Origin of the sequence: Clostridium sp. UBA7339 (genome assembly GCF_002470865.1) — a bacterium.
GTDB lineage: Bacteria > Bacillota > Clostridia > Clostridiales > Clostridiaceae > Clostridium_J > Clostridium_J sulfidigenes.
The window spans coordinates 620,193-632,910 of the sequence record NZ_DKPI01000006.1; the positions used below are offsets into that span (position 1 = coordinate 620,193).

At 28.1% G+C, this 12,718-nt stretch carries 9 protein-coding genes; all 9 read right to left on the reverse strand.

Annotated features, from left to right (window positions below; all coding sequences use genetic code 11):
- Positions 1-20 precede the first annotated feature (20 nt).
- The 9 genes from B2S02_RS06385 to pheT all read right to left on the reverse strand — a co-directional run bounded on the left by B2S02_RS06385 (position 21) and on the right by pheT (position 12,717).
- Complete coding sequence (locus B2S02_RS06385) at positions 21-623, reverse strand: cell division protein ZapA (RefSeq protein ID WP_346848602.1); 603 nt, start codon at positions 621-623, stop codon at positions 21-23.
- A 305-nt stretch (positions 624-928) separates the two neighbouring features.
- A complete protein-coding gene (locus B2S02_RS06390; protein WP_346848601.1) occupies positions 929-1,600 on the reverse strand; it encodes an ABC transporter ATP-binding protein in 672 nt (223 codons plus the stop codon).
- Between the two features lie 21 nt (positions 1,601-1,621).
- Positions 1,622-4,153: an ABC transporter permease gene (locus B2S02_RS06395; RefSeq protein ID WP_346848600.1), complete on the reverse strand. Its 2,532-nt coding sequence runs from the start codon at positions 4,151-4,153 to the stop codon at positions 1,622-1,624.
- Positions 4,154-4,244: 91 nt separating this feature from the next.
- Positions 4,245-4,379: a hypothetical protein gene (locus B2S02_RS06400; RefSeq protein ID WP_346848599.1), complete on the reverse strand. Its 135-nt coding sequence runs from the start codon at positions 4,377-4,379 to the stop codon at positions 4,245-4,247.
- Between the two features lie 54 nt (positions 4,380-4,433).
- The gene (locus tag B2S02_RS06405) at positions 4,434-4,718 is read right to left on the reverse strand and encodes a hypothetical protein (RefSeq protein ID WP_346848598.1); all 285 of its coding nucleotides are present in this window, start codon (positions 4,716-4,718) and stop codon (positions 4,434-4,436) included.
- Between the two features lie 11 nt (positions 4,719-4,729).
- Positions 4,730-6,865 (reverse strand): radical SAM peptide maturase, CXXX-repeat target family, encoded by a 2,136-nt coding sequence (locus tag B2S02_RS06410; protein ID WP_346848597.1) that lies wholly within the window; start codon positions 6,863-6,865, stop codon positions 4,730-4,732.
- A 19-nt stretch (positions 6,866-6,884) separates the two neighbouring features.
- A complete protein-coding gene (locus B2S02_RS06415) occupies positions 6,885-8,540 on the reverse strand; it encodes an ABC transporter ATP-binding protein (protein WP_346848700.1) in 1,656 nt (551 codons plus the stop codon).
- Positions 8,541-8,843: 303 nt separating this feature from the next.
- Positions 8,844-10,118: a helix-turn-helix transcriptional regulator gene (locus B2S02_RS06420; RefSeq protein ID WP_346848596.1), complete on the reverse strand. Its 1,275-nt coding sequence runs from the start codon at positions 10,116-10,118 to the stop codon at positions 8,844-8,846.
- A 220-nt stretch (positions 10,119-10,338) separates the two neighbouring features.
- The gene (pheT, locus tag B2S02_RS06425) at positions 10,339-12,717 is read right to left on the reverse strand and encodes a phenylalanine--tRNA ligase subunit beta (protein WP_346848595.1); all 2,379 of its coding nucleotides are present in this window, start codon (positions 12,715-12,717) and stop codon (positions 10,339-10,341) included.
- Position 12,718 lies beyond the last annotated feature (1 nt).

Consider the following 12,718-nt stretch of genomic DNA (forward strand, 5'->3'; position numbering starts at 1 on the left):
TAATATTATCACCTAAACTTCTACTTTTTTCTTACATTGACTTGTCCATTTTTCATAAGCTGAAGGTTTTTATCCTCAATCTCATGACTAAGTTGCTCTAGCTGTCTTACTCTAGCTATTTGGTCATATCTTAAATTATTATTTTCAGATAGAAGCTTTTTATTAAAGGTCATTTGTTTTTTATTATCCTTTTTTAACTCTTGAACAACTTGATCCATAAGTTCTAATTGCTCTTTAAGATATGTAACCTCATCCTTTAGCTTTCCTATCTCTTCATCTTTATCCGAAGTGTTAACTTTTCTTAAGTCTTCATTTTCTTTTTTTGCAGCCTGTAAATCTCTTTTTAGTCCTTCTACTTCGGAAATAAGATTTTTTTGTTCCTTTGCAATCATTTTATAATTTTCATTTGCCCTTTCGCAGGCCTCTTTATTTTTAAAAACCTCATCTCCTAAATTAATTGCTGCAAGAATAGTAGCATCAGGACGACTTATTTTAGAATTCTTAAACATTAGACTATTTATTTTATTATCTACATATTGAGCAACCATTTGTAGATACTCATCATTTTCTTCTCCTCTAAGGTTATATTCCATTCCATTTATCTTAACTGTTATAATGCTCACATAAACACCCTCTTAATTATAAATTTACATCTGCATAAACTTATAATCATTTTAACATATATTAGCTATTTATTAAATAAGGTATTTAATAAATATTCCAAATACTTGTCAACAATATGTTTCATAAAACTTAATTAAATATAAATATAATATATTATGGTACATATTTTATAATTATATTGTAAAATTTTACCATATAATCAAGCCACAGTTTTTATAAAAATTATTCTTTTCTAACTACCAAAGTATTGCAAATAAAAAATGTTACACAACTATTTCTTTATATTAGTTATGTAACATTCTTCTTATTTACCCTCTATAATCATTCCATCAGTAATAGTAATAATTCTATCTGCCATTTGTGCTATACTACCATCGTGAGTAATCATGATTAGTGTTTGATTATACTTTTCTATGGTTGATTTTAGTAGTTGCAATACTTCTTTACTATTTTTACTGTCTAAATTTCCTGTAGGTTCATCTGCAAATATTATGGACGGTTTATTAGCTAGTGCTCTAGCAATGGATACCCTTTGCTGCTGCCCTCCAGATAGTTCACCTGGAAGATGTTTTCTTCTTTCTTTTATATCAAGAACATCCATAATTTCATCAATATACCCTTCATCTACCTTTTTACCATCCATTAATACTGGAAGTTTTATATTTTCCTCTGCTGAAAGTATAGGAATTAAATTAAAAGCTTGAAATATAAATCCTACGTTCTGTCTTCTATATCTAGATAACTCATTTTCACTTAACTCATAAATATCTTGTTCATTAATAAATACCTTTCCTGCTGAAGGCTTATCTAATCCTGCAAGAAGATGTAGTAATGTACTTTTTCCAGAGCCACTAGGTCCTACTATGGCTACAAATTCTCCTTCTTTAATCTCTAAATCCGTAGGTTTTAACGCCTTTACTGCAGTTTCATTCATTCCATAGGTTTTAGCTAGACCACTGGTTATTAACATACTCATATTAATTCCTCCATTACTCTTCTACTCTACATCCCTAATACTCTCAACAATACTTGATTTAAATAATATTTTTGACGGTAATATAGATGATAGTAGTGTGATTATGATTGTAATTATTATAATTATAGTCATTTGGCCTATTGGTATATGCCAGCTTATAATCTGACCTAGCCAAAGCTCTGAATTTTTAGTTATAATTGCTGAAATTCCCAAAGTTAGCAGTACTGAAATTGCAGAAGATACTATTCCATAAATGGCCCCTTCCCACATTATGATCTTCTTAACCTGCTTTCCACTAAGGCCCATAGCTCTTAGGAATCCAAACTCTTTCTTCCTCATAATTGCGCTCATATTCATGATATTAATAAGATTTATTATGCTTACTATGGCTACAACAATAACTATACTGTACATGGCAAATATAATTTGAGCATTATTTACCTTTACTTTTTCTAGTTCTTCTCTGTAAGATAATAATGTAGCTCCCTTATCACCATCTACAACTGCTCTTAACTCTTCTTCAACTTCTTCATAGTCATATCCCTCCTTAACATTCCCTTCCCAATATTGATATTTAGTCATTTCCATATGTTTCTTCATGGCAGAGTCAGGTAGAATTATTGCTGATGAGTGTACTGTTGTGCTTGGAGTACCTAAAGGTAATCCTTTTATTGCATCTTCACTAACTATAGCTCCAACTTTAAACTCTGGATAAGTTCCACCTAAAAATTCTCCATTATCATTTAACTTAGTAAATGAAGGTTGTACAACATCTCCCACAGATAAATTAGTGTAGTTCAATCCATCTATATTTTGTACAAGAATTAATATATCTTCATTTTTCATCTTGTCTATATCTATCTCACCAGCAATGACATTTTTCTTTAAAGCTTCTAACTCCTCATCACTACGTCCTAAAATTGTAACTTCTATTAAATATCTATCCCTAGATATACACTGTGATATATACTGTACAGACTTTCCTAATTCTTCATAGGTTCTTAATCCTTCTTCTGTATAATTTTCTTTTTCAATATCCATAGTTGTGCCTCTTCTCTTAAGCTTTAAGGTTACATCCAATCCTTCCACAGAAGAAACCTTTTCTAGCGATAATCCACTTTTAGAATCAACTTTAAAATCTACCTTGAAGCTATCTTTAAAGATTGCCACAGGATTTGTAGAACCTACCACATAATTTACTGTCATAAACATGGTTATAGTTATAATTAAAGATAAACATGTAGATAAAAATCTTTTTTTATTTCTAATTATATTTATAAACGCCAAATTGATTTCAAAAGATACCTTTTTTAAAATAGATTTATCTAAGCTTCCTCTCATATTACTACTCTTTAAACTAGTATTTGCTCCTCCAGTTATAGCCTCTGTGGGTGATATAACCGAAGCTTTTCTAGCTGGAAAATAAGTTCCTATAAATGCAGTTAAAAGTCCCACTACAATTGCTACTAAGATAATTTTAGTATCCATTGTTCTCACTGTACCTAAATTCTCTATTCCAGTGACTATTTTTATAATATACCTAGTTATCCAGTTTCCTAATAAAATTCCTATAGGAATAAATACAATTGTTATAAGCATACCCTCAATTAAAATCATGGCTTTTATTTTCCATGGAGGACATCCCATTGCCCTAAGCATACCAAATTCTTTAGTTCTCTCTGATACACTAACATTAAATATGTTATAAACTATTACACTAGAAATTACTATTAATATTAATGAAACAAAAAACATTATATTATCATATTTTTCATATTCACTTTTTAATTGTAACTTAGGTTCGTTAGCAAAAAATCCTCCGGTAGAATATCTTGATTCAGTTAACTTTTTTACAGCATCCTCAACAGAGTAAGATGGCTTTATCATTATATATCCGTCAGCTTCTACACTTTGCATAGTAAGCTTTTTCTCTTTTAATATCTTTTCTCCAAATTCAGGTGTAATATATGCATTCCCTTCCTTTGGATAGAACCAGTTTCTATAGGTAAAATCATAAGTCCCTGTAAGTACGAACTCTGTTTCACCCTTCTCATAATAAAATTCTGTACCTCTGCCTCTGTGAACTATGGTATAAGGAATGGTTATCTTATCTCCTATTTCATACTTTTTAGGAAACAAATCTAAAATCCACTTTTCTATAGCTATTTCATTATCCTTTTCTGGATATCTACCTTCTATCAATTCTAGATTTAATATATCTGTAGCATTTTCTTTAAATGCCGAAATTTGAAGACTATTATCTGTATTCGGCACATCATATCTGCCAATTGGCCAAACCGTAGTAACTTCTTTTACAACCTCTTCTTTTGCAACTCTATCAAAATCCACATAACCTAAAGTTCCTAAATAGATATCATGTATTCCTCCTGAATCATCCTTCATCTTCTGATATAGCGATTCCTTTAAAGCTTCTGATATAGTGCCTAATGATACTATTAGTGCCATAGATACTATAATACCTAAAGCTACAAAGATAATTCTTTTTTTCCCCTTTTTAATATATCGTGGAATAATCCCCCAAAAACTTTTCATATTTCACCTCCAAAATAAGAAAATAAATCTTTTAATATTAATATATAAAAGATTTATTTCCCTAAATTAAAATATTATTTTTGATAAAATGCTATCTTTGAACTTTTATAAGTTTACCATAACAAGAATCTCCACATGCATTCATACAAGTATAATCTTCACAAACTATAATTGTATGGATTGCCTTTTTAGCATTTTTATTCTTTTTTGAAAGTAAATGTTCCATGATTTCACCCCCCTTAAATTTAATATATATAATAACATAAATATGTTATTCACTTTATATATATTTTAGAATAATCTCTCCTGTATAAACATCCACATATATATCCTCACTATTCTTAATAACTAGTTCATATCTCCTCTCAATCTCATTCCACCACTGTGATATTTCTTTATCTATTACTTTTATATCTTCTTCGACTTTATCCAGTAAATCTTTTCTGCTATTATTATTTAAAATTAGCTTTAACTCCTCAAGAGAATTTTTTCTTTCTGTGTACACTTCAAAATCTTTTATGTCATTTGCATCAAGAATTGAAATTATCTTATCTTTTTCTTCCATTTAAACACCTCTTACATAACCTTAAAATATTCTATAGGATCTTTGTACATATTACTCTTTATATAATTGGAAATATGTTTTATATTAATTAAATTATTATTAATTAGTAGTTGTTGAAGCATACAAGACTTTTCTTTTTCTAGATTTGATATTAAACATTGTATTCTAGGTGACATATTAATTTCTTCAGTCATTAACTCATTAATAAACTTACAGTTTTTACAATGATAGCTATCACACTTTCCACACATAATTAAATTTTTAGATTTAAACTCTTCATTAAGATTTTTTAAAATTCCATCCTCTATACTTCCCATGTACTTATTCTCGTCATTAAAATACGCTGCTGGACACATGTAAACTTTGCCATTAGGTGCTAATGCATAGGTATATACGCCTGAACTACATCTATTATGTTCTTGTAATTCAAAGATATCTGTTAACACATTTATATCTATCACTTCACTATTCTTATAGATTTCTACTATAATTTTTATTAGTTTATCTAATTCATGAGAATATTTCTCTACATCTTTTTCATTCCAGTATGGAATATCTTTTATAATTAAGTTGATTCGAGAATAGTTTTCTTTAATTTTTCCTATAAAATTTGATAGTTCATGTAACTTTTCTTTGTATACATTAACAATGCAAGCATCATTGTAATCTTCACCTATAAGTTCTTCTGACATATTCAATACAGATATTCCATTTATACCTTCTATATCACTTGTACCCTTCATAATAGTTAATGAGCTGTGTCCATCATATTTAAACTTATTGTTATTATCTTCAAGTATTACTGGCATAAAATTATTATCTTCGCAAAAACTCAGTCCCTTATTAAAAATTTCTTCACTCATCACATGATCTCCACCACTGTTTTCATATAGACAATGAGATGTAGCTTTATCGGATGTTATAAATAGCATATACTTTTCCGGTGTATTTATTTTCTTTCTTTCCTCTTCAATTTCTCTTCTTGGTGATTTCATACCTGTAACTTTTTCAAACTTATCCCAATAATATTCATTTGCTCTAACATTAGCCTTATGCATTTCACATATATACGTAGCTTTTTTATATATGGTTCCATAACAATCATAATTAAAGCCTGTACATCCTGTACATCCTGTAGCTACTTCACATTCTAAACATTTGTCTTCACTTTCCTTTAAAGTATTTAATTCCAAAAATGGCCTTACCTTATCTAAATCCATCCCTTTATTAATATCCCCTACTTTTCTACCTTTTCTATTATTCATAGAAAGGTCCAAAAATCTAACACATGGATAAAAGTTGCCATCACAATCTATTGCAAGCATTCTGCCTGCTCCACAGCTATTACTTTTAAGTTCATTTTCTAAAAGTGGAAATCCCTTATTAGGATCAAAGAATGACACAGTATATTTATCCCAAATCTTATTTTCTAATATATAATCTCCTAAAGCTTTGAGTTGTTCTTCAAATATAAGCGGATCTTCTTCATCCCAAACTTCTTCAAATACCACATTAGCAGCAACTTGTGATATTCCTAAATCCCATAGATTTATAATACTATCTTTTAAATATTTTATATCTCCATGGGCAAAAGTTGCCTTTGTAGCCGCTTCTGGAAATTGCTCTAACCATAAGGGTACATTTTTAACTACATCATCATATGATCCAGTTCCATCTAATTTTACTCTTTGTAAATCATGTTTTTCTTTATTTCCATCAACACTTAATCCAATAGATACATGCTTACGATTCTTTTTAATATATTCTTGCACTTTAGGGTGATCATATAATATACCATTACTTGAAAAACTTAATCTATATTTATTAAACCAAGGATGATTTAATTCATAAGTTCTTACTTTTATATAATCTGTTATTTTATCAATCAAATCCATTTCTAAGAAAGGCTCCCCACCTATGAAGTTCCAGATTACTCCAAGTTCATTAAAAGTTTTTCTATCTTCTAATATATAATCAATAGCCTTTTTAGCAGTTTCAAAGGACATTTTTTTTACATTGTTTTTTCCTGTCATATAGCAATATTTGCATCTAAGATTACATTCCTCAGTTACTGAAAATGTAATATCCTTTATTCTTCTGTCCCCCCATACTACAGGTAGTTTTCCCATTGAAATATTATTGTCCATAATTAATACTCCCCTTTTTCTAGTTTTCTCTTCCCTTTAAATATAAATTTTTATATAAAGACTCGTAACTCATTAACTCCTTATGTGATCCCGATTCAATTATTTGACCCTGATTTATAAGAAAAATACTTTTTGCATTAAATATACCTTTTAATCTATGCGTAATTACTATTACTATATGATCTATTGATATATAATTAATTAATTCATTTATAGATTCCTCTGTATCATTATCTAATGCGGATGTTATTTCATCTAAAAGTAATATTGATGTTCTTCTTAATAATGCCCTTGCTATGGCAATTCTTTGTTTCTGACCTACAGATAAACCAACTCCACCTTCTGAAACTACAGTATCATAATTATTAGGAAGACTCATTATAAATTTATGTATATTGCAAATAGAACATACATGTTCAATCTCATTCATATCACTACAAGAGTTTCCTAATAATAAATTGTCCTTAATTGATAAATTAAACAAATATGGTTCCTGTCTCACTACTGAAACATTATTTCGTAGTGAAACATCACTCATCTCTCTAATGTTAACTTCATTGATTAATATTTCTCCATCATAATTATCATAAAATCTTAATAACAAATTAAATATTGTACTTTTACCACTTCCACTTTCACCAACTATTACATATTTTCCAAATCCATTAAATGATACATTTAAATTACTGATAACATTTTTATCAGTATAGCTAAATGAAACATTCTTTAATTCAATCTTTTTTTCTTCTTTATGAATATCTTTATTACCAAATATATTCGTATTAAAATTTAAATTATTATTTAAATCATATATTCTTTTTAATGACACAATAAGTTTTTGAATAACAGCATTAACCTTAGTTAAGCTAGAAAGAGAGTTTGAAAACAAAATTGAGTATGATAAGAATGTTATGAATTCCTCAATACCAATTTTCCCTAAACTAATTAAAACTATTGCAATGAAAATAAATATTATCATATCTAGATAATTTACAGCTTGTACAAGCATATTACCTTTTATAGTTATATATTGGGACTTTATTGCTTGGTTAGTTGCTTTATCTAAAATTGATCCTAATCTATTCTCCATCTTATCTCTAATGCCTAAAGATACAATTTCTCTTATACCTGTAAAACACTGTGCCTCAACTCCATAGCATTGATCATTAAATTGTTTATAAAGTGAAATTTCCTTCTTAACTTTTTTTCCACTCCATTTAAAAATTCCTAAAGTTATAGGAAATGTTGCAGCAATTATTAAGAATAAATAGACATTTAAACTAATCATTGAAACGCCAATAAAAGTTACTACAAATAATGAATCTAGTAGTGATATAGAATAATTAGCAAATACATTTGATATATCTTCGATGTCGTTATTCATTCGTGATAATAATTCTCCTGTTTCTGTATTGTCGAATACCTGGATAGGAAAGTTAAGTATTTTAGAAAACAAATCACTTCTTATATCTTTACATACATTACAATCTACTTTAGTTAATATTCTAAATTTAAATGCTTCTGTCAATACTTGTCCTAAATATATAAATACTAATAGTAAAAGCATATTTATAGCTAAGTTATATTCAGATCGGAATAACAGGTTTATAATTTTAGCTTTTATTTTAGGTTCTATTGAAACTAGCAATGTAACTATAGTCATAAGAATAATCATCAAAGCTATTTTTCATGTATATGGTTTTACATAATTGAATGCCCATCTAATAACTTTTTTATCTTCTTTAGATAAAGTTTTCATATATACTCCTTTAGCTGATTTTCATTATACGTTCATAATTATTATATTTCTATAAACCATTAAAATCATTATTTTAATGATTTATAGTTTACTAACTCCTCATTACTAACACTAAATTGATAATTATATTTATTATTCTTTTAATAAATATCCCCTTTTACATTTATCAAAGTTAAAGTGCTAAATATAAATATTAAGAAAAACATACTAATAACTTCTTCATAATGTTCCATTCTTAATTTCTCTTATAGTATCTAATAAACTTTTATTTATATTTTTATTAGTTATCAATCCAACTAAAATATCATTAAGTAACTCTTTATGATTATCATACATATGTTTATTACGATTTAAAATTATTAAATATTGATTTGTATAATTTGAATTTAGTAACTCATCATGATAATCTTGTACTATATTTTCATATATCTTTGTTAGCCATAAAATATTATTATCATTAATACATAATTTGATCGCAGTATTATAATGTTTAACAGCAGCTTTAACATCAAATTTAATAAAATAGTTTTTTATTTTTATTAAGTATGCTATATATAAACTAGCATCCTCACTTTTAAGCCTATCGCCATTTATTTTATTTAAATAGAAGTTAGAACGCTCTTCATCTTCAACTAATTCATACAATGTAATTAAGTTAATTATTACACTTGAATTATCTGGAAACTCTTTGTGTAATTTTATATAACTATTTATAGACTTCTCTATATTACCAACTTCATAATTCACATTAGCTTCCAGTATGCTGCTATCTATAATAAGTTTTGACTCTACATATTCTAATTTTTTTATACTTTCTATATATTCTAACGAAACTTTATAATTATTAATCTCCTTATTAATCAAAGCTACCCCGTAATATACCCGTGACTCAATATCTTGAATGTTCCTAATTTCATAATTACTCCTTTTATAAACTAGCTTAATTAATATTTCTGCTTCCGTATAACTTTTTAAGCCTAATGCCCAATTGCATAGGCATACATGATCCCACCCAATTTTATTTAAAATATCTATGTAGGAATATTCTTCCAAGCATCCTATATCTTTTGCTTTGGTATAGAAATCAAGAGATTTTTGAAATTCATTTTGATTTCCAAAAATTTCACCTTGTAGTTTATAATAATCCTGTAAAATATTTTTAAGATTATACTGTAAACATATAGTTTCAAAATTTTCTGTATCTATTTTTTCTTTTTTTCTTAGTTCAATCTCACATAAATATCTTGCATAATCTTCATCCTCCATTACTAATTCTTTAGGATATACATTTAAGCTAATATTTTTATGTTTAGCTATGTAATTTAAATGATTACTTATTATTTCAGCTGTTCTATAAGTTATTTTTCTTCTTTTGGTTTCTATAAATTTAATTTGTTGTAATGATAAACTCTCTGTTACCAATTCCTTTTGACTAATATTTAACATATTTCTATAATATTTCAATCTATTTGTAACCTTAAAATTGCTTATCATTTGTTCCTCCTTTATTTTAACATGATTTCATATAAAAAATAGTCTTTATACAAAATTATATATAATAATACATATATAACCATAATTGTACATTAATGAGTTTACAAATTCAACATTTATAGACTATATTTTGTTTAAAATTGTAAACTATTCACTTCATAGAAAACTCCATAAAAAAATAAGTAGATGTAAATTTACACCTACTTATTTTAATTAATAATTATCTTAATTCTGCACCTAGCTTATGCTCTAAGCTTCTTAAAATCTTATCATGGACCTTATTTACTTCAGTATCAGTTAAAGTTTTATCTGCATGTCTATAGGTTATAGCATAGGCTATACTCTTCTTACCTTCTGGAATTTGACTTCCTTTATAAACATCGAATAGCTTAGCACTTTCTAAGATGCCGCCACCTTGTTTTTTAATAGTGTCTTCTATCTCTTGTACTAGAACTCTATCATCTACTAAAACTGCAATATCTCTTGTTACTGCTGGGAATTTAGGAAGTGCTTTATGTTTTTTGTCTATCTTAGCACATTCCATTAATATATCTAAATTTAATTCAGCAACAAAACATCTTGTATCTATACCATAATTTTCACTTACATCTGGATGAATTTCACCTAAAACTCCAGAAATTTTATTTCTAAGTTTTAATGCAGCAGTTTTTCCTGGATGGAAGCTAGGATTCTCACTTTCTCTAATAAAAATTCCATTATCTATTCCTAAAGCATTTAGTACATTTTCTACCACACCTTTAAGTTCTAAATAATCTCCCGCTCCATACATTCCTAAGGTTAAAATATTTCTTTCTTCTGGCAACTTCTCTTCATCAGTATTTTTTATATATACTTTACCTATTTCAAAAAGCATTGCACTTTCATTACTCTTTACATAGTTTCTAGCTAAAGATTCCATCATTGATGCAAGAGTAGTAGTTCTCATAACCTTGAAATCTTCTCCTAGAGGATTTCTAATTTCAACTACATTTCTAAGTTCACTATCTTGTGGAATTAAAAGTTTATCAAAAATTTTATTGCTTACAAAGGAATAACTTATAGATTGATTTATTCCACTGGCTACTAAAGCTTCTATTATTTTATCTTCTAGCTTATGCTTATCTGATTTTCCAGACTTTATAGCCTCACAATGAGGAAGGGTAGATTCAAAATTATTATATCCATGAATTCTAGCAATTTCCTCTGCTATCTCCTCTTTTATATTTAGATCACTTCTAAATGTTGGACAATTAACAACTAAAACATCACCTTTAATTTCAGTATTTAAATCTAATCCATCTAAATATCTTTTCATATCTTCTTTTGATATATTACTACCTAAGAATCTATTAACCCAGTTACTATCTACTTCTAAGGTATGAGGTTCTATAACTTCATTATATATATCTATAACCCCAGTCATAACCTTACCTGCACCTAATTCTTCCACTAGGGCACATACTCTATCAATAGCTAACTTACATAGGTTTGGATCTAAATCCTTCTCAAATTTAGTTGAAGCTTCTGTTCTAAGTCCTAACTTTTTAGATGTATTTCTTATATTAAGACCATTAAAATTTGCACTTTCTAGGACTATCATAGAAGTATCTTCTTTAACCTCTGAGTTTAATCCTCCCATAACTCCTGCAAGTCCTATAGTTTTATCCCCATCCTTTATACAAAGCATAGAGCTATCTATAGTTCTTTCCTCTTCGTCTAAAGTAACAAATTTTTCTCCATCTTTTCCAGTATCAACTACTATAGTATTAGATACTATATCTCTAGCATCAAAGGCATGTAATGGTTGACCTAACTCTAACATAACAAAGTTTGTTATATCTACAATATTATTAATAGGTCTTACATCAGCTTCTAATAATCTCTCTTGCATCCACTGTGGTGATGGTTCTATCTTTATATTGCTAATTCCTTTAGCCATATATCTTCTACATAGTGGACTCTTAATTTCTACTTTATAACTATCAGTTATATTAGTTTTATCTTCTTCACTATATTTAAGATTTGGCATTTTATAAGTTAACCCTAGAGTCGCTGCTGTTTCTCTTGCCATTCCAATTATACTAAAGCAATCTGCTCTATTAGAAGTTATTTCAAAGTCAATAATAGCACTTTCAAGAGGTATTACAGACTTGATATCTACTCCAATAGATGTATCTTTAGGTAATATCATAAGTCCATGTACTGGCTCATCTCCAGCAATTCCAAGCTCTTCTTCTGAGCAGAACATACCGTTTGATACTACTCCTCTTAATTTACCTTTTTTTATTTTAAGTCCGCCATGCAGCGTTGCTCCGTGTAGTGCTACTGGAATAATATCCTGCTCCTTCATATTTGTAGCAGCAGTTACTATTTGTATTTCTTCCTCTTTGTTAATATCCACTGCACATACAACTAGTTTTTCTGCATCTGGATGTCTTTCTATCTTTGTTATCTTTCCTGTAACTACATTAGAAATTTCATCTCCTGTAAGTATAACCTCTTCAACATGAGACCCTGAAAGATTTAATGCATCTGCAAGTTCTACAGGGGAAACATTTATATCAACATAGTCTTTTAACCATTTAACTGGATACTTCATA